The sequence below is a fragment of the Streptomyces sp. I05A-00742 genome, assembly GCF_013055795.1.
Classification (GTDB): Bacteria; Actinomycetota; Actinomycetes; order Streptomycetales; family Streptomycetaceae; genus Streptomyces.
Genome location: NZ_JABETO010000005.1, coordinates 1 through 18204, shown reverse-complemented (window position 1 = coordinate 18204; position 18204 = coordinate 1). Strand labels below are relative to the sequence as shown.

At 69.2% G+C, this 18204-nt stretch carries 15 protein-coding genes and 2 pseudogenes; 12 read left to right on the top strand and 5 right to left on the bottom strand.

Annotated elements, in window-relative coordinates:
- The first annotated feature begins 197 nt into the window (after positions 1-197).
- The 4 genes and pseudogenes from HN013_RS06255 (at position 198) to HN013_RS06240 (ending at position 2377) form a co-directional block, all read left to right on the top strand.
- Positions 198-687: pseudogene (locus HN013_RS06255) on the top strand (hypothetical protein).
- Between the two features lie 143 nt (positions 688-830).
- The gene (locus tag HN013_RS06250) at positions 831-1037 is read left to right on the top strand and encodes a hypothetical protein (RefSeq protein ID WP_171163858.1); all 207 of its coding nucleotides are present in this window, start codon (positions 831-833) and stop codon (positions 1035-1037) included.
- On the top strand, positions 1021-1545 hold the full coding sequence (locus HN013_RS06245; RefSeq protein WP_171163856.1) for a DUF6879 family protein: 525 nt from the start codon (positions 1021-1023) through the stop codon (positions 1543-1545). The genes HN013_RS06250 and HN013_RS06245 overlap by 17 nt, the downstream gene beginning before the upstream one ends.
- On the top strand, positions 1535-2377 hold the full coding sequence (locus tag HN013_RS06240; protein ID WP_171163854.1) for a helix-turn-helix transcriptional regulator: 843 nt from the start codon (positions 1535-1537) through the stop codon (positions 2375-2377). Before HN013_RS06245 ends, HN013_RS06240 begins: the two co-directional genes overlap by 11 nt.
- A 530-nt stretch (positions 2378-2907) precedes the next feature.
- Here the strand turns inward: HN013_RS06240 and HN013_RS06230 are convergent.
- The gene (locus HN013_RS06230; RefSeq protein ID WP_171163851.1) at positions 2908-5241 is read right to left on the bottom strand and encodes a helix-turn-helix domain-containing protein; all 2334 of its coding nucleotides are present in this window, start codon (positions 5239-5241) and stop codon (positions 2908-2910) included.
- A gap of 27 nt (positions 5242-5268) precedes the next feature.
- Between HN013_RS06230 and HN013_RS06225 the strand changes: the two genes are divergently transcribed.
- Positions 5269-5559: a hypothetical protein gene (locus tag HN013_RS06225; RefSeq protein ID WP_249374791.1), complete on the top strand. Its 291-nt coding sequence runs from the start codon at positions 5269-5271 to the stop codon at positions 5557-5559.
- A gap of 65 nt (positions 5560-5624) precedes the next feature.
- Positions 5625-6437 (top strand): DUF4253 domain-containing protein, encoded by an 813-nt coding sequence (locus HN013_RS06220; RefSeq protein ID WP_312018519.1) that lies wholly within the window; start codon positions 5625-5627, stop codon positions 6435-6437.
- A 127-nt stretch (positions 6438-6564) separates the two neighbouring features.
- On the opposite strand, the gene HN013_RS06215 is transcribed toward HN013_RS06220, so the two are convergent.
- Positions 6565-7734, bottom strand: coding sequence for a hypothetical protein (locus HN013_RS06215; protein WP_171163849.1), 1170 nt, complete (start codon positions 7732-7734; stop codon positions 6565-6567).
- 78 nt (positions 7735-7812) lie between these two features.
- Entirely contained in the window at positions 7813-8769 is a 957-nt protein-coding gene (locus HN013_RS06210; RefSeq protein ID WP_171163847.1) for an SMP-30/gluconolactonase/LRE family protein, read from the bottom strand.
- A 76-nt stretch (positions 8770-8845) separates the two neighbouring features.
- Here HN013_RS06210 and HN013_RS06205 point away from each other — a divergent pair, with 76 nt between their 5' ends.
- The gene (locus tag HN013_RS06205) at positions 8846-9304 is read left to right on the top strand and encodes an Lrp/AsnC family transcriptional regulator (protein ID WP_212764035.1); all 459 of its coding nucleotides are present in this window, start codon (positions 8846-8848) and stop codon (positions 9302-9304) included.
- An 18-nt stretch (positions 9305-9322) separates the two neighbouring features.
- On the opposite strand, the gene HN013_RS06200 is transcribed toward HN013_RS06205, so the two are convergent.
- Complete coding sequence (locus tag HN013_RS06200; protein WP_312018518.1) at positions 9323-10738, bottom strand: M1 family metallopeptidase; 1416 nt, start codon at positions 10736-10738, stop codon at positions 9323-9325.
- 220 nt (positions 10739-10958) lie between these two features.
- On the opposite strand from HN013_RS06200, the gene HN013_RS06195 reads away from it, so the two are divergent.
- From HN013_RS06195 to HN013_RS06175, 5 genes are all read left to right on the top strand, one after another.
- Entirely contained in the window at positions 10959-11711 is a 753-nt protein-coding gene (locus HN013_RS06195) for a GntR family transcriptional regulator (RefSeq protein WP_171163845.1), read from the top strand.
- Between the two features lie 448 nt (positions 11712-12159).
- The gene (locus HN013_RS06190) at positions 12160-13806 is read left to right on the top strand and encodes an APC family permease (RefSeq protein ID WP_171163843.1); all 1647 of its coding nucleotides are present in this window, start codon (positions 12160-12162) and stop codon (positions 13804-13806) included.
- A gap of 131 nt (positions 13807-13937) precedes the next feature.
- The gene (locus HN013_RS06185; RefSeq protein ID WP_171163841.1) at positions 13938-14114 is read left to right on the top strand and encodes an SPOR domain-containing protein; all 177 of its coding nucleotides are present in this window, start codon (positions 13938-13940) and stop codon (positions 14112-14114) included.
- A gap of 145 nt (positions 14115-14259) precedes the next feature.
- The gene (locus HN013_RS06180) at positions 14260-14673 is read left to right on the top strand and encodes an ATP-binding protein (RefSeq protein WP_171163840.1); all 414 of its coding nucleotides are present in this window, start codon (positions 14260-14262) and stop codon (positions 14671-14673) included.
- A gap of 191 nt (positions 14674-14864) precedes the next feature.
- Positions 14865-17381, top strand: coding sequence for a SpoIIE family protein phosphatase (locus tag HN013_RS06175; RefSeq protein ID WP_171163838.1), 2517 nt, complete (start codon positions 14865-14867; stop codon positions 17379-17381).
- Positions 17382-17604: 223 nt separating this feature from the next.
- Here the strand turns inward: HN013_RS06175 and HN013_RS06170 are convergent.
- Positions 17605-18204, bottom strand: a pseudogene (locus HN013_RS06170) (TPM domain-containing protein); the annotation flags it as partial.

The window sequence follows — 18204 nt, the reverse complement described above, 5'->3', positions numbered from 1 at the left end:
TCCTGTTTTCTCCGGCTGGATCAGCCTGTTTCCTGGCCCTGTGCTGACTTGGTGCTGACTCACCGGGCGGGTTTGTGCGTGCTCTGAGCTGGGGTTTCCGGGGTGCCGTGCGAGGCCGGAGAGAACGGGGGCGCACCTGGGGCCGGGCACGGGAAACCCGGTACGCACGCGGAAGGGCCGCCGGGCAGGATGGGGGAGTGGCTGACCTGCTGTGGGATGACGTCAGAGGGGTTCTTCGACCCCGATCTGATGGGCGCGCTGCCAGACGTGCTCGTTCCTGGGGCCTCGGTCGAAGACTGGCAGGCTGTCCTCGACCTTGTTGACGTGAGCGGATGGAAGTGCCAGTACTCCGAAGGAGAGTCAGTGCTTCCTGTGCCTCGGGCGGAGGTAGTTCTGTCCCGCCAGGCTGACGCGGAGTGTCCGCAGCTGGGGGTCTGGCTGGCCCCCGAGGTGCTGGTGATCTTCCGCTTCTACTCGGCAGACGAGATCGACTTTGATGTCGACCTGCGGGAACTCCAGGGGCAGGAGCGACTCGACTTGTTCTGCGGGTTCCTCACTGCCATCGGACGGCGGTTGGGCAAGCCGGTGCTGATGGATGCCGAGGGCGGCGACGGCAGCCATCCCGTACTTGGATTCGAGGTCCAGAGCGATCGTGTTGTGCTGATGGCGGAGCCGTTCGCGTCCTGACGATGTTGCTTCGGGCCTCCGGGAATGGCCCCTGTTTATGCGACAACGCGAATATTCGCGTGACCGCATGGACGGCGACAGCGCCCCCTCCGTACGGTCGTGATGCCGCCCCACGAGGGGGGCGCGGGACAGGGGGTTTCACCATGGCTCGTGAGGAACTGACCCGGCTGACCGGCAACGGGAACGGCGAGTGCGGCAAGGATGACTGCCCGAACGTCTACCGGACCGTGTCCGGCTCGTTCGTCATTCAGGGCGACGTGTCCAATGCGTTCACCGCTCCCGAAGGGGAAGGGCTCGTGGAGATCCCGGAGGAGACGTTGAGGGAGGCTTTCCGTGCTCTTGGCTGGTGAGGCGTGGGCGGCGCGGTTCGACCGCTTCACGCGAGAGGCGTGGCGTCTTGAGACATTGCCGCAGTACCTCATGCCGCAGGAGGAAGAGGAGTTCGCGGCGTTCCGTTCCGGGGCCCGTATCGACCCGGAGACCGTGGCGAACGAGTACACGGATCGGCTACGTCGACAGGCGGCAGAGGGGCGCACGCAGGGCCGCGTCCACGTCGTGACCCGCCCTCTCTCTGAATACCTGCGGTTCGAGTTCCACCACTACTACAAGGCCCATGCCTTGGCCGGTGAGCAGATCCGCATCCTCGATGTGACGGACAGGCTCAATCCCCTTGAGGGCGCACAGGACTTCTGGATGTTTGACCACTCCGAAGTGGTTCTTATGAACTACCACCCGGACGGTAGGCAGATCAGCCGCGAAGTGTACGAGGGCGATACGGCGCCGTTCGTCGAATACCAGAGGATCGCGGTAGCCGAGTCGGTTCCCTTTGAGGAGTACGTGAAGGGCCTTGAGCTTTGAGCCAGAAGCCCTAGGTCAATCCAGGTCAGACCTAGCGGCGGTCCTGAAGAACGAGCGCAAGCGGGCCGGCTGGACTCAAGTCCGGCTCGCGAAGCGCTGCAACATGAGCCAGACAAAGATCAGCAATATCGAGAGCGGGAAGCTCACCCCTGCCATAGTCGACGTAGAGTTGATCCTTGATGCCCTCGGAGCGGAAGGGCCTCTGGCGGCTGAGATCCTCGCTCTCGCCCGCTCCGCGAACACGGAGTGGCAGGACCACTGGAGCTCACGCCGCAGGGGCCTGGACAAGAAGCAGAACGAACTGGCCAGGCTTGAGGCGGTCTCCACGGAGTTCCGCTATTTCCTGCTCTCCATGATTACCGGCCTGCTCGCCACGCCTGAGTACGTGCGCGCGAGCATCGCTGACGTTCCTGGAGACCAGTCCAAGACCATAGCGAAGAAGCTGGAGCGGCAGAGCGTCCTGGTCAATCCGGAGAAGCGGTTCACGTTCCTGCTGACGGAACAGGCCGTCAGATGGCCGCTGCTTCCTCCCCTGGAAATGGCCATGCAGATGGACCGGCTCGTCTCTGTGTCCCGTATCCCGAATGTGCGGTTGGGTGTGATCCCCTTGGGTGGACACATTCCAGAGCAGCCCCTCAACACGTTCACCGTTTATGACCGTCGCCTGGCCACCGTGGAGACAGGAACAGGGGCCCTGATACTTCGGGACCATCGGGACGTGAACGTGTACCGGGAGGACTTCGAGCGGTACGAGGGATACGCCGTGTGGGGTGACGACTGCCGTTCACTTCTGCACGACTGGGCCATGATCTTTACCCGACAACGCCAATAGACCTGGGCCCCTCCGGCTCGCCCGATGAAACTGGTTGCAATCGGTCGGGGAGGCGGCAAGCGTGAGTAATCCGAGAACGACGATGAGCGGCCCGGTGCATGTGTCTCTGCCTCGGACTCCGCCTGATCCTGCACCCGGCTGCGGGGTGTGCGCGGCGTTGGTCTCGCAGCGCCAGGCGGCGCGCGACAGGGGCGACCTGTCGGCAGCGACGGACGCGGACGTGGAGATCCGCAACCACCCGCACCGGACACATGGTCGGAGGAGGCTGTGAGCCGCTCCGTCCTGCGCTACGTAGAGCACCGGATTGCTCAGCACCCGGGCACGGACGTGACGTTCGAGGCGGAATGCCTGGCCTACGAGTGCGGGTGGTCGGCGCAACCGTCGATGGAGGGCGCGGCCGTGGACGTCGAGTGCATGAGCCACACCGGCCGGACGGGGCATGGGAGCTTCCGACGCATGTGTACATCGTTCGCGTTGGTGGTGCGGACCGAGTGAGCCATCACGGATCCCTGATGGTCGAACTGATGCCCCTATTCCGAGATCCACGGAGATGAGGGTGAACCGTCCGGGTCCAGCCCGTACTGCCACCTTCTGTGGCCCAACAGTGAGCGGATGTGGCCGGCGTCGGCGGCGTGTCGGTAGAGGGCGTCAAGGCCCTTCTCGTCCCCGGCCTCGTTCCGCATTCGCTCCAGGTCGCGCAGGATGTAGAAATCACCGGCATCGGCAGCCTTCAAAGCAAGGGATTCGGCGCCTTCTCGGTCCCCGGCCTGCTCCCGCATTCGTGCCAAGTGGGCCGGGGTGGGTCCGCCGTTGGCCTCAGCGGCCTGCCGGAAGGCAGATTCGGCGCCCTCCAAGTCGCCGCCGTCAAGCCGCGATCGCCATAGCTGCAACAGAGGGAGAATGTTCCCGGCATTGGCGGCTTCCCGGGCGATGGCTTCGGCGCTTTCCCAGTCCCCGGCTTCATCCCGCATTTCCGCGAGGATCTCGAAGCACAAGGTATCGCCAGCGTCGGTGGCTTCCCGGGCGATGGCTTCGGCATCTTCCCGGTCTCCGGCGCGCTCCCGCATCATCATCAGATCGGACAGGGAATTGGGGTCGCCAGCGTCGGCTGCCTGCCGATACAGGACTTCGGCACCATCCAAATCCCCAACCCGTTCCCGCAGCCGTGCCAGACCGCGTATCGCATCTGGGTCGCCGGCGTCGGCGGCCCGCCGGTAATAGGCCGCTGCGCCCTCCCAGTCCCTGGCCGTCTCCGGCCCGTAGCTCAAGAACTTCAGACCTCTTGGGTCCCCAGCGTTCGCAGCCTGCCGGAATAGGGACTCGGCACCCTCAGGGTCCCCGACGCGCTCCCGTACCCAGGCGACTTTGATCAGGGCATCAGGGTGACCAGCCCCGGCTGCTCGGAGGCGGAGGTGGTGGGCCCATTGTGAACGGCCCATGCTCTCGGCGGCTTGAGCAAGGTTGTTGAGATCGCCAGGGTGTGTGAGATGGGTGTGAGCAGCGTGCCAGAAGGATGCCGGTGGGCAGAGTAGACGGCGGGTGCTCCTCCCGTGCTGTTCGAGATAGTCAGCGAGGCGGAGCATAGGACCCGTTGGTGGGGGCGCAGCACTTGCCGGCGTCGGATCGATCGGAGGACGACGCGAGGGTCGAGGGTTTGTCCGGCCGAGCGGGACCTGCTTGCCGTGGACGGGGCGGGCGAGGTCCGCGTAGGCGGCCTCTGCCCAGTCGTTGGTGAGTCGGTCCCAGTCGTCGTCAGTGAGATAGTCGGCGGCGGCGTCAGTGACGAACGCTTGGGGAAGGTGGAGCCCCACCCCGAGACGGCGGGCATCCATCGCGGTTTCCAGCAGTGCCCGAACGGCCGGGGCGCCATGCTCGTAGCGACGCAGGAGTTCGGGGGCACCAGCGAGGTCTTGGGCGACGCGGCCGTGAGTGCCAGCACGGGAAAGGGCATCCGACAGCAGCCGGTCACCGTCCTGGGCGAGGATCGTGGCTGTTCGGAGTGCGTCCTGGTTGAAGGTGTCGGGGACAGTCACTGTGCGGCCAGCGAGCAACTCGCGGGCTCGGCTGTGCGGGTCTGGGCTGCCAGGTCTGGGCATGGCGTTGTATTGGCCCTCGTACTCGGGCCAGAGGGTTCCGAGGACGAGGATCGGTCCGCGGCTGGGGTCAGTGAGGAGGGTGTGCAGGGCGGCTGCGATGCGTTCGCCTACTTGAGGGTGACCGAGGTAGTGCTGGGCTTCGTTAAGCCATACCACCGTGAGCGGCACGACACGTTCGAGTTCGGCGAGCGTCGCTTCTGCGCGGGTTGGGTCGTAGGGATGCCAGAGCTGCCACCCCTCGTCAGCAAGCGGCTGAACAGCCTCCCAGCACGCCCGTGTCTTGCCTGTGGACGACGAGCCGACCAGGACCAACATCCGGCTGCGGCCCTCCATGACCTCGCTCACCGCCTCAGCCAACACCTGGTCGTGCGCACGGCGGACGTAGCCGGACAATGCCCGCACCGAGCTGGCCGCTGCGGCGGATCCAGATGGATGAACCTCCAGGTCGTGCGGATCCCACTGTCCGATCGGCCTGCCAGGTCCCTCGCCGTGCCCGGGCACCGAACCGATCGAGTGGGCGGCAGCCCTACGCCGCAGATCCAGCAGCTCCGCTTCTGACACCCCGAGCACTCGGGCCAGCGCCACGACTGTTTCAGCCGACGGGACAGCCCCATCCACCCGGAACGCTTCCTGGATGGTCGTGCGACCCAGCCCTGACTGGTTAGCGAGCTGGGTCTTGGTCAGTCTTTTGCGAGCCAGTCCATCGCTGAGCTTGTCACGCAGCTTGGCCAGCGGGCTTTCCCCTCCATCGTGCTCCTCGCTAGGCATCAGGCCCCCAGTCGCATGTGTTCGCCGATGTTCATCATTGTCCGGCCGAACCACGGCGAACATCGCTTCGGCGAACTTCGGTCACATCAACATCCCACCATGTGCAGGGAGATCGTCGTGACCCATGTCGCCGTCGTCCTACTGACCGCCGCCGTGACCGTTGTGTTCGCACTCCTGGCCGCCGCTGCCACGGGCACACTGGCCCGCCTCGATGGCGCCACCTACCCGGCCGCTTTGATGCGTGCAGCCGCCGCTTTCGCCGCTGTGATCACCCTCGCCACTGCCGTCGCCGGCGTGCTCACCCAATACCTCACCTGAACAGGAGTGAACGATCACCAACCGGCGTGCCCCCAGTTGTCAGACCCTCGAACTAGCATCCGCCCGTGAATCCTGAACTCCTTGCCTCCGTAGCTGTCCCGCTCCCGAAGGGCCGGATGATTACCTCTGATGAGGGTGACGGCGACATGCAACCGCTGTGGCTGAGTGATACCCCGGCTTCCGCCGAGTTGTGGACCCACCTGTGCTCCGAGCACAGCGCCTCGGGCCTTTGGCCTCTCCTTCTTGACGCCGATGACCTGGACGACGGCGAATTCCGGCCCTGGGCGTCCGGCGAGCTGTCTCCTGAGCGGATGTCCTCACCCGACGTGCACGACCCGGCGGTTCTCCTGGCGCAGTGGTGGAAGGTGTACACGAGTACCGATGACGACGATGGCCTCCTCACGCCCGAGGAGCGTCTCGCCGTCACCGCGCCGTTCGGCCAGGCCTGCCCAAGTCCCGCCCGCAGCCAAGGGCCCGTGACAGGTGCTGATGAGATGGCCGCAGAGTACGCGCGGGTCTTCGCCGATCAGCATCCTCGGTCGAGGCTTGGGCTCGTCGCCGCTGCCTGCGGTGCGGACGCACTTACCGCCGTCGGCTGGGGCGGTCCCGCCAACTACGACAACGACACGGCCAAGTTTTCCGCCGTCGTGCGTGACTGGGAGCGCCGCTTCGGTGTGCGCGTCGTAGCCGTCGGCTTCAGCACCCTCCATCTCAGCGTCGTGGCGCCCCCGATGAGTACCGAGGACGCCCTCCTGGTCGCCGCCGAGCACTTCGCCTTCTGCCCGGACAACGTCTGGCAGGGCTCCCGTCCCTGCACCCTGGCCGCCTACGCCGAGCACATCGTCGGCATGAACTGCTGGGACTTCTGGTGGGACTGATCTCAGCGGTGAAGAGCAGGGAAACGGTCATCTGACCTCCGGTCAGGTGGTGCGGGAGGCGCACGCGAGGAACCGTCCAGCGCCCCCCTCGCACCACGCTGGACGAGCCGCGTGTCCTGACGCAATGTCAGTAGCGGTCGGGTTCTCGGCCCTGCTCGACCGACGGTTCGAGCATCGGCTCGAAGGTGGACTCTTCCTCGGCGGGGACGTACGGGAGAAATCCGTCGGGGACGGTGCGGGCGGCGGTGGTGAGCAGGCGGTTCAGGACTTCCCGGTCGGAGGCCGGGGGAAGCCGAAGTGCGGCGAGGAGGCGGTCGCGGACGGTGGGGTGGTCCGGGTGATCGTCGAGGTAGTCGGAGTTGAGGGCCGGGGGCCGGAAGTCGTCCAGGGCGTCGTGCCAGGACGGGAGGACGATGGCAAGGGTCAGGGCCTCGGCGAGGGACTCGGCGATGAGGGAGGCCCGGCCCTCGGAGTCGGTGTAGAGGACGGGGCGGGGGCTGTCGGGGACGGCAGGGCCGCAGAGGTAGTGGGTGCCACCCGCGCCGCAGCCGGCGACGGGCTCCACCGGGAGGCCGTTGGGCAGGGCGATCGACTCGACCGGGTCGGTGCGGGCGAGGTCGAACTCACCGTCGCAGGACAGGTAGGAAGCGGCCTCGGGATGTGCGGCGATTCTGCGGAGCAGTGCGTCGTCCGAGAGGACGGCTGGGTTGAGGGCTATGGCGATCGCGGGGGCGAGGGGATGTCCGGCGAGGACGTGGCGGATGGCGTCGAGGGGGACGGGGCGCTCGTAGTAGTCCTCGAAGTGGGCCTGGACGGCCTCCGGGGAGCGGTCCGTGAGAAGGCGGAAGAGGAAGCCGGAGCCGTCCGGGTCCTCGCTGCCGGTGCGCCAGACGGTGTCCCCCGTCTCCCGCCACAGGCAGGCGGTGACCCGAGAGGCGTTGATGCCCTCGTCGTGGGAGGAGGGCTGGTCCAGGAGCGGGCGCAGCGCGGCGGGCACTTCGTCGATGACGCCGGGCCAGATCTGCTCGCCCTCCGTTCCGTACGGACTCATCTCCGACTCGTGGTCGAAGCCGCGTATGAGCACGCCGGCCGGGGAGAAGAGGACGGAGAAGTCGTCCCCCGAGCCGTTGTCCAGCAGGGCTGCCTCCTCGCCGGGGCCCCAGGTGGTGTCGAAGGTGTAGTGGCAGAACTGCGGATCGTCGCCGAGCGCCGTGTCCAGGGCGGCCAGTGCGCGCAGATGGGCGCGGAGTTGGGCCGGGTCGGGGAGAAGGCGTGCGGTCTCGTGCACAGTGCTCATGGCGCCATGGAAGCAGCCGCCACTGACAATCCGGCGCGGTCGGCCCGGACCGTGGTGGCGCTGCCTCCGGTGCGGCACTCACTCGCCCCCGGAGGCAGGTCCCTTCGTCGGTCCCGGGACGCGGGGGAGTCCCGTCACGGACATCACGAGGGAGTAGAGGGACGTGGTGGCCGTGATGAAGAGGCGGTTGTTCTTGGGGCCGCCGAAGGTGATGTTGGAGACGGTCTCGGGAATGAGGAGGCGGCCGATGAGGGTGCCGTCGGGGGCGTAGCAGTGGACGCCGTCGTCGCAGGCGGCGGCCCAGAGGCGGCCGGTGTTGTCGAAGCGGATGTTGTCGAACGCGCCGATGCCGGGGCGGCAGGTGGCGAAGACCTCGCCGTCGGAGAGGGAGCCGTTGTCGCGGACGTCGAAGACGCGGATCTGGTTGAGGCGGGTGTCGGAGACGTAGAGCCGCCGTTCGTCGGGGGAGAGGACGAGGCCGTTGGGGCCGCTGAAGCCGTCCGCTGCGATGCGCACCTCGCCGGTGGCGGGGTCGACGCGGTAGACGTGGCAGGCGCCGATCTCGCTCTCGGCGCGGTGGCCCTCGTAGTCGCTGGTGATGCCGAAGTCGGGGTCGGAGAACCAGATGGTCCCGTCGGAGCTGACGACGGCGTCGTTCGGGCTGTTCAGCCGGCGCCCCTCGAAGCGGTCGGCGAGGACGGTGACCGTTCCGTCGTGCTCGGTCCGGGTCACCCGGCGGTTGCCCTGTTCGCAGGTGATGAGACGGCCCTGGCCGTCGAGGGTGTTGCCGTTGCAGTGGCCGGCGGGGGAGCGGAAGGTGCTCACCGCGCCCGTCGCCTCGTCCCAGCGCAGCATGCGGTCGTTGGGGATGTCGCTCCAGACGACCTGGCGCCAGGCCGGGAGGTAGAGCGGGCCCTCGGCCCAGCGGCAGTCCCCGTACAGCGTCTCCAGGCGCGCGTCGCCGTTCACGCAGCCGCCGGTACGGAACCGCTCGTCCAGGATCTCGTACACCCCGTACAGCGTCTGGCTGGACATTGTTGCCTCGATTCCCTTGATCACTGGATTTCATTCAACTTATCAGGTGTGTTGTTGGATGAGATACTGTTCCGCCATGAAAAAAGTGGACGACGTCGATCTTCAACTGCTCGGCCTGCTCCAGCAGGACGCCGGCCGCTCCTACGCGTCCCTGGGCAAGGCGGTCGGGCTCTCGGCCGGCGCCGCCCACGAGCGGGTGCGCAAGCTGCGGGAGCGTGGCGTCATCCGGCGGACGGGGGTGGAGGTCGATCCCGCGGCGGTGGGACGCGGGGTGCTCGCGTTCGTGATGGTGGACTCCACGTCCTGGATGGGGGATTCGGCCCCCGCGTTCGCGGCCGTCCCGGAGGTTCAGGAGGCGCACGTCATCGCGGGCAGCGCGTCGGTCCTGGTGAAGGTGCGGACCGCGTCGACCGAGCAGCTCCAGGACGTGCTGCGCCGCCTCTACGCGATCGACGGGGTCAGCGGCACCCAGGCGACCGTCGTCCTGGAGACGTTCTTCGAACGGCCCGTACTGCCCGCCCCGGAGGAAGGCTGACGAGCGCCGGCGCACGGCCTACGGCTTGCCGCTGCTGTAGAGCCACTTCTTGAAGAGGGCCGTCAGGTCCTTCCCCGTCACCTTCGCGCACAGGGCGGTGAAGTCGCTCGTCCGGACGTTGCCGTGCCGGTGGTCCGTCGTCCAGGTGCGCAGGACGGTGAAGAAGGCGGTGTCGCCGACGGTCTCGCGGAGTCGCTGGAGGGCCATCGCGCCCCGGTAGTAGACGGGGTCCCCCGAGACGTCCTCGGCGGAGGGTGGCTTCGCGGGCGGGAACGACCAGAGGTCCTCGTCCTTGTCGAGGGCGTAGTACTCGTCGAAGGCGTCGGCCGTGGTCGGCCCGCCGTGCTGTTCCTCCCAGAGCCACTCGGCGTAGGTCGCGAAGCCCTCGTTGAGCCACATGTCCTGCCAGGAGCGCGGGGTGACGGAGTCGCCGAACCACTGGTGGGCGATCTCGTGGACGAGGGAGATCTCGTCGGGGGCGTGGTTGAAGTAGGGGCGGGTCTGGGTCTCCAGGGCGTAGTCGATGGACGGGCCGGAGCCGATGGTCGCGCCGGTGGAGGAGAAGGGGTACGGGCCGAAGAGGCGGGTGCCCCAGTCGGTCATGGTGCCGACCCGGGCGGGGATCTGCTTCGCCCGCCCGGCCTGGGTCGCGTTGACGGCGACGGTCTGCGGCACCTTGCCGGCGGCGGTGCGGTCGAGGGTGAAGGAGCCGATGGCGACGGTCGCCAGGTAGCTGGCCATGGGTTCGGCGGTGCGCCAGGTGAAGACGGTGCGTCCGTTGACAGTCTCCTGTTTGCTCAGTTCGCCGTTGGAAACTGCGGTGAGGCCTTCGGGGACGCTGACGGACAGGTCGTAGGCCGCCTTGTCGGAGGGGTGGTGGTTGCCCGGGAACCAGGCCATGGAGCCGTTCGGCTCGCCGAGGGCGACGGCGCCGTCGGGGGTCTTGAGCCAGCCCTCCTTGGAGCCGTCCGGGTCGACGACGGTCTGTGGGACGCCCCGATAGGTGATGACGGCCGTGAAAGTGGTGTCGGCGGTCAGGTTCTTGGCCGGGGTCAGCCGGAGCTCGTCACCCCGGCGGGCGACCGTGGCGGGGTCGCCGTCGACCGTGGCCGCCTCGACCTGCAGGCCGTGCAGGTCGAGGCTGAAGGAGGACAGTGCCCGGTCGGTGCGGGCGCGGATCTCGGCGGTGCCGATGAGGCTGTTGTCCTTCGGCTCGTACGCGAGGGAGAGGCCGTAGTGCTCCACGTCGTAGCCGCCGTTGCCCATGGCGGGGAAGAGCGGGTCGCCGACGCCCTTGACGCCGGCCGTGGCCGGTTCATTGGGGTCCGCGGGGCGGACGGCCGTCCCGGTGGGGGCGCAGCCGGCGCAGACGATCAGGAGGAGGGCGCAGGGGAGGGTGCGGGAAGGGGCCCACAGCGAAGAGCGGCGAAGCACGAGCGGCTCCTTAAGATCACTGAGATCGCCTGAAGATCACCGGGATCTTCCGCATCGTCGCAGATGTGCCATCGGAGATTGCGTATTGCACGTGCGTCAGGGTGGCGTTCACTCCCCTCTGAGCTGCAATTCACCACATCTAGTGATTCCTTGGCCTTGAGTTGCGGATCGCCACGGTGGGTTGCCAAGCTGTTGCGGACCGTCAACCTCAGGAGTGGACGTGGCATTCGGTGACCAGCCCGCATACCTTCGCGTCGCCGGTGATCTCCGTCAGAAGATCGTCGCAGGCGAGCTGCCGCCGCACACCCGCCTTCCCTCGCAGGCCCGCATCCGCGAGCAGTACGGCGTCTCGGACACGGTCGCCCTGGAGGCCCGCAAGGTCCTGATGGCCGAGGGCCTGGTGGAGGGCCGTTCCGGCTCGGGCACCTATGTACGCGAGCGGCCCGAGCGGCGCGCCGTGGTCCGCACCGGCTACCGGACGGTGGGGGAGTCCTCGGCGTTCCGGCAGGAGCAGGCCGACCCTCGGGTGAAGGGCACCTGGGAGTCCCGCAGCGAGCAGGTGCCCGCCACCGGCGTCATCGCCGAGCGGCTGCGGATCGGGCCGGGCGACCGGGTGATGCGCACCGACTACGTCTTCCGCTGCGCCGGCGAGCCGACGATGCTCTCCACCTCCTGGGAGCCCCTGGCGGTCACCGGCCGGACGCCGGTGATGCTTCCCGAGGAGGGGCCGCTGGCCGGCCGGGGGGTCGTCGAGCGGATGGCCGCCATCGACCTCGTCGTCGACAACGTGGTCGAGGAGATCAGCGCCCGGCCGGGGCTGGCGCAGGAGACGCTCGCCCTGGGCGGGGTCCCGGGCCACTGTGTCCTCGTCGTCTCGCGGACGTACTTCGCGGGGGGCCGGGCCGTGGAGACGGCGGACGTGGTGATGCTCGCCGAGCGGCACCGGGTCGCGTATCACCTGCCCGTGAAATGACCCACGCGTTCTGCCCGTGAAATGCCCCGGGTCTGCCCGCGAAGTGACCCCCGCGTCTGCCCGTGAAATGACCCCGCGTCTATCCGCGAAGTGCCCCCGCGCCTGCCCGTGAGATGGCCCCCGCGCCCTCGTGCGCGACGCACGGCCGCCTACCACTCGACCATGACCGGAACATGTCGTCCCGGTGAATCTTCGCGACCCCCTGACGAGGTGACGTACTCGTCAGGACTGTGACCGGAAAGCGCCCCTTACCCGCGGTCCTTACCCGGGGGTAGGAAGTGCGCGCTATGTCCGGACTCATCCCTACATAAAGACCGTGTTCCCGGTGTTGCAAACCTCACATAGCCCCTGGTCAGGGCCGTTTCGCAGAACCAACTCGGCCAAATCGCTCGTACGATGGCGCGGTTTGTGTCCTGCGGGGGATGAGAAAGAAAAGGAGAGCCGGGGCTTGAGTACCGAACAGGGTTCCCACTCCAATTACCGCCGGACCCTCGGTCCGGTGGCCCTGACGGCCGTCGGCCTCGGGTCGATCATCGGCTCCGGCTGGCTCTTCGGCGCCCAGCGGGCCGCCGGTATCGCCGGCCCGGCCGCCATCCTCGCGTGGGTCATCGGCGCCGTCGTCGCGCTCACCATCGCGCTGACCTACAGCGAGCTGGGTGCGATGTTCCCCAAGGCCGGCGGCATGGTCCGCTACGGCCAGTACTCGCACGGCTCGCTCGCCGGCTACCTCGCCGCCTGGGCCAACTGGATCGCGATCGTCTCCGTGATCCCCGGCGAGGCGACCGCCTCCGTCCAGTACATGAGCTCCTGGAAGTGGCAGTGGGCCAAGGACCTGTACGACGGCAAGGAGCTCACCGGCAGCGGTGTGGCCCTCGCCAGCGTGCTGCTGGTCTTCTACTTCTTCCTCAACTGGTTCGCGATCACCCTGTTCGCGAAGACCAACAACGCGATCACCGTCTTCAAGGTCGTCGTCCCGGTCCTGACCGCGGGCGCCCTGATGTGGTCGCACTTCGACACGCACAACATCGAGTCGGCGGGCGGCTTCACGCCCAACGGCTGGAGCGCCGTCTTCACCGCCGTGGCCACCTCCGGCATCGTCTGGGCGTACAACGGCTTCCAGTCCCCGCTGAACATGGCCGGTGAGGCCCGCAACCCCGGCAAGTCGCTGCCGAAGGCCGTCATCGGCTCCATCCTCATCGCGCTGGTCATCTACATAGCGCTGCAGGTCGCCTTCCTGATGGCCGTGCCCTCCGGTGACCTCTCCGACGGCTGGAACGCCCTCACCTACAAGTCCCCGCTGGCCGACCTGGCCATCGCCTGGGGCCTGAACTGGCTGGCGATCGTGCTCTACGCGGACGCCTTCGTCTCCCCGTCCGGCACCGGCATGATCTACGCCGCGACCACCTCGCGCATGATCCACGGCGTCCAGGAGAACGGCCACCTGCCCGGCATCTTCGGCAAGGTCGACAAGAAGACCGGCGTCCCGCGCCCGGCCCTGCTGCTCAACCTCGTGGTCGCCTTCCTCTTCCTCGCCGTCTTCCGCGGCTGGGGCTCGCTCGCCGAGATCGTCTCCGTGGCGACCGTCATCTCGTACATCACCGGCCCCGTCGCCGTGATGTCGCTGCGCCGCATCGCCCCGGACCTCAAGCGCCCGGTCAAGCTGCGCGCCATGCCGGTCATCGCGCCCATCGCGATGGTCTTCGGTTCGCTGGTCCTCTACTGGGGCAAGTGGCCGCTCACCGGCAAGGTCATCCTGATCATGGCGGTCGGCCTGCCGATCTGGGCCTGGTACGAGCTGCGCAAGCCGTGGGCCGAGCTCAAGCCGCACCTCAAGGCCGGCGCCTGGGTCGTGACGTACCTGCTGGTCATGGCGTTCGTCTCATGGGCCGGCGGCACCGAGTTCGGCGGCAAGGGCTATCTGGCCCCGGGCTGGGACCTGGCGGTCGTCGCCCTGATCGGCCTCGCCTTCTACGTGTGGGGTGTGCGGAGCGCCTGGCGCAACCCGACGCTGGTCGCCACCGAGAAGGAGATCGCGGAGATGGAGCGCGCCGAGGCCGAGGAAGAGGCCGCGAGCGCGACCGCTGGTACCCGCTGACACGTACGGGTGGCCGAATGCGCACCTCTTCGTGAAAACCCGTATCCGCTGCGTAAAGGTCGGGCGTACGCTCGGGCATATGCGGACTGCGGTTTCTTCGCGAGGGGTGCGACGGCGGAAGGGCAGGGGCGATGAGTGAGAACGAACCGGTCCTGCCCTGGCTGGTGATCCGCCAGGACGACAACGGCAATCGCTACCGCGTCGGGCGGTACGCCACCAGGACGGAGGCCGAGCGGGTCGCCGACCGGCTGGACGAGAAGGGCCACAAGCAGCTCTACATCGTCGAGCGCGTGCGCGTGGCGCCCTGACGCCGCCCGGCGCACGCCGGTCCTCCGACGGCCCGCCGTAACCCGACTGCGGGCGCGGACGATATGCCGACCCCCATACCGGGTATGTGCTGATTATTGGTCCCAAGCCGGGCATTCCGGCTGGGTCGCGTCAGCGGTCTGGGAAGTGGTCGGCGTGAGCGACAGCGCACTGGCATCGACGCCGGGATTCGCCGAATGGAGCTTCCCCGCCGAGGCCGGTGCGGTGCGCACCGCCCGTACGCTCGTCCGCGACACCCTGCACGAGTGGGGCCTGGCGGCCGTCACCGATGTGACCGTCCTGCTCGTGAGCGAGCTCGTCACCAACTCCCTGCGGCACGCCACCGGGCCCATCGGCGTCCGGATGTACTCCCGCGCCGGCCGCGTGCTCCAGGTCGAGGTCTCCGACCCGCTCCCCGATCCGCCCCGCGAACGCGTGGCCGAGGCCGACGACGAGGGCGGCCGCGGACTTCAGCTCGTCGCACTGGCTTCCCGCCGCTGGGGTACCCGCCGGGGTGACAACGGCAAGACGGTGTGGTTCGAACTGAGCTTGCCAGGTTAGGAACCCGGGGAAGACCCATTGCGGGTCGAGACCGTGCTGTGATCGTGAAGTCCGTGTTCCGAGGGCCTCTCGTGCTGGATACTCGGCCTTCTGATGCCGGTGCGAGCACATGAGCCGGAGGGGACGGGCACGTGAGCGAAAAGCCAGCGGGCGCTGAGGCGGGCAGCCCAGAGGGTAAGGACACCACCTCGATGTGGCAGAACAGCCCGCCCGGATCCCTCTACGACTACATTCGCGTGGCGTCGTTCTCGCTGGGACCCGACGGCAGGATCGAGCAGTGGAGCGAGCGCGCCACCGAGCTCTTCGGGATAACTCCGGGTCAGGCCGTCGGCCGTGATCCCCAGGACGTGTTCGCCTCCTCGCAACAGGGGGTCCTCTTTTCGGGGGACGCGCCGCCCGGCGACGGATTCGAGGTACGGGCCAGGACCGGACTCGTCCCGTACCAGCGCGACGGCAGGCAGCAGGGCCTCGCCGAGGTCTACGTCATGCCCAGTCAGAACAAGCACGGGGAGCGCGCGGCGCTCTGTGTGGCCGTCGACGTCCGGGCGCTCCAGGGAATAGAGACCGACATCGCGGCGTCCGAAGCCGTTTTCGGCCAATCTCCCCTCGGGTTCTTCTTCGTCGGCACCGATCTGCGGCTGCTCCGCGTCAACCAGAGCTTCGCGCAGGCCCTGGGCCACCCGGTCGCCTGGCACCGGGGCCGGCGGCCGCAGGACTTCCTGCCCCGCACCGAGGCCGAGCGGCTGACCCTCGCCCTGCGTCAGGTCCTCGACACCGGCCGGCCGGTGGCCGATCTCCAGCTCATGGGGCCGGTGCCCGGCAAGGCGGAACGCCGCCGCTGGTCGGTGTCGCTCTACCGGCTGCACGGCGGCAGCGGGCGGCCCATCGGCGTGGCCGCCATCGCCACCGACGTCACCGGCCGCCGCCGCGCCGAGCGGGAGGCCGCGGGCGTCCGCCGCAACCTGGCCCTGCTCAACGAGGCCAGCGCCCGCATCGGCACCTCGCTCGACCTGGAGACCACCGCCCGCGAACTGCTGGACGTCGCCGTGCCGCAGTTCTGCGACCTCGCGTCCGTGGACCTGTACCAGGGCCTCCTGGCCGGTGACGAGGCGCCGCCCGGCCTGGCCGACGGCAGCGCCGAACTGCGGCGCGTCGCCTTCGCCAGCGCGGTGTCGGGCGCGCCGGTCGCCTCCGACGCCCCCGACGAGAAGGCGATCCAGGTCGGGGAGGTGCACCGGTACGCCTTCCACTCGCCGTGCGCGAGCGCCCTGCGCACCGCCCAGGTGCAGGCCGTCCCCGGGGGCGGGGACGGCGCCGACGCGCCGGAGCCGGGGATGTCGGCGCAGTGCACGCTCGCCGTGCCGATGGTCGCCCGCGACACGGTCATGGGGCTGGTCCAGTTCACCCGCACCAAGGGCAGCGAGCCCTTCGGGGAGCGCGAGACGGCGGTGGCCGTGGAGCTGGCCTCGCGGGCCGCGGTCTGCATCGACAACGCGCGCCTGTACCGGCGCGAGCACGAACGCGCCCTCATCCTCCAGCGCAGCCTGCTGCCCCCGGTCGACCCGGAGGCCGCCGGGCTGGAGATCGCCTGCCGCTACCTGCCCGGCAACGCCGCCACCGAGGTGGGCGGCGACTGGTTCGACGTCATCGAACTGCCCGGTCACCGCACGGCCCTGGTCGTCGGCGACGTGATGGGCCGCGGCCTGCGGGCCGCCGTCGCGATGGGCGAACTCCGCACGGCCGTCCGCACCCTGGCCATGCTGGACATGGAACCCGCCGAGGTGCTGTCCGCCCTGGACGAGATCGCCCACGGTCTCGGGCGGCCCGGCGGCAAGCAGTCCGCCTCCCGCGGGGTGCGCGGCAGCGTACGCCCCGCCGACCTGTCCGAGGTCTACCTCGCCACCTGCGTCTACGCCGTGTACGACCCCGTCACCCGGCGGTGCACGGTCGCCAACGCCGGGCATCTGCCCCCGGTCCTGGTCGAGGAGGGCAAGCCCGCGCGGCTGCTGGAGGTGCAGCCGGGCATGCCGCTCGGCGTCGGCGGCGAGCTCTTCGAGGAGACCGTCATCGACCTCCCCGACGGCGCGCTCCTCGCCCTCTACACCGACGGCCTGGTCGAGTCCCGCGACCACCCTCTCGATGAGGGCCTCCAGGCCTTCCGCGACGCCCTCACCGACCCGGCCCGCCCCCTGGAGGACGTCTGCGACCACGTCCTCTCCGCCCTCGACACCCACCACGGCGAGGACGACATCGCCCTCCTCATGGCCCGCCTCCGCGGCCTGCCCCCCGGTCACGTCGGCGACTGGACCCTTCCCCCCGAGCCCCGCTCCGTCGCCCGTGCGCGCGAGCTGGCCCGGGAGATGCTGCCGCAGTGGGGGCTGGAGGCTCTGGTGGACACCACCGAGCTTCTCGTCAGTGAGCTCGTCACCAATGCCCTGCGGTACGGCGAGGGTGATATCCGGCTGCGTCTGCTTCTTGACCGGACGTTGGTGTGCGAGGTCTGGGACGGGGGGTCCGTGCAGCCGCGGCGGCGGCGGGCTCGGGATACGGATGAGGGGGGGCGGGGGTTGCAGTTGGTGGGGTTGCTGAGTGCGGCTTGGGGGAGTCGGCGGATTCCTGATGGGAAGACGGTGTGGTTTGAACTGGCGTTGCCGGATGGGGAGGCGGGGGCGCCGGATGCGGTGGAGGCTCTGATGAGCCTCTATTGAGGCGGTGGGGGTGCCCCGGTCCCGCCCCTTCTCCGATTCCTGGGGGCGAGCCCCCAGACCCCCCGAGCCGCGCTGCGCGCGGCGTCCTCAATCGCCGGACGGGCTGAAGTTCGCGCCCGGGCGCGACAACCAGCCCGTCCGGCGATTGAGGACAAGCGGCGAAGCCGCTTTCACGGGGGCCGGGGCAGCGCCCCGGGAAACGGTGAAAGGGCGGGACCGGGGCTCACCTCTCCGGCGCCGCCAGGCGCCCCCGCGTCGCGCCCCCGCCGAACGTCGCCGGCAGCAACCCCGCCAGAACGATCCCCCCGAGCAGCGCCCCACCGAGCGCCCGAGGCGCGTCGGGCAGCCCGGGAACGCCCGGATCGGGCTCGTCGTGCGTGACGCCGTACACCCCCACGTCCCTCTCGGCCAGCTCCCGTGCCTGGCGGGCGAGCGCAGCGGCCCGGTCCGCCTCGGCGAGGACGGTCGCGGGGGAGGCGCCGCCCGCGGGGCGCGCCAGGGTCAGGTGGCGTTCGGCCTCGGCGAGGCGGGTGCGGGCCCGGCTGGCGACGGCGCCGCGGTGGGTGGCGACGAAGTCGCGGGCGCAGGCGACGGTGCCGCGGGCGGCGAGGAGGGCGCGGCCGGCCCGGGCGCGGGAGCGGGACTCGCGGAGGGGGTCGTCGGGGGGCAGGGCCTCGTCGAGGGCGGCGGCGGCCTCGTCGATGCGCCGGAGCACCGCGGGGGGATCGAGGCGCTCGCAGGCGGCCTCCCGCCGGGCGGCGGCGAGCAGTTCGACGGCGGCGCCGCCACCACCACCGGAGGCGGCGGCCGCCGCCTCCGCGTC

Coding starts and splice junctions, on each gene's coding strand:
- HN013_RS06250 (WP_171163858.1), top strand. CDS start 831: ATGGCTCGTGAGGAACTGACCCGGCTGACCGGCAACGGGAACGGCGAG.
- HN013_RS06230 (WP_171163851.1), bottom strand. CDS start 5,241: ATGCCTAGCGAGGAGCACGATGGAGGGGAAAGCCCGCTGGCCAAGCTG.
- HN013_RS06225 (WP_249374791.1), top strand. CDS start 5,269: ATGTTCATCATTGTCCGGCCGAACCACGGCGAACATCGCTTCGGCGAA.
- HN013_RS06215 (WP_171163849.1), bottom strand. CDS start 7,734: ATGAGCACTGTGCACGAGACCGCACGCCTTCTCCCCGACCCGGCCCAA.
- HN013_RS06210 (WP_171163847.1), bottom strand. CDS start 8,769: ATGTCCAGCCAGACGCTGTACGGGGTGTACGAGATCCTGGACGAGCGG.
- HN013_RS06205 (WP_212764035.1), top strand. CDS start 8,846: ATGAAAAAAGTGGACGACGTCGATCTTCAACTGCTCGGCCTGCTCCAG.
- HN013_RS06185 (WP_171163841.1), top strand. CDS start 13,938: ATGAGTGAGAACGAACCGGTCCTGCCCTGGCTGGTGATCCGCCAGGAC.
- HN013_RS06175 (WP_171163838.1), top strand. CDS start 14,865: ATGTGGCAGAACAGCCCGCCCGGATCCCTCTACGACTACATTCGCGTG.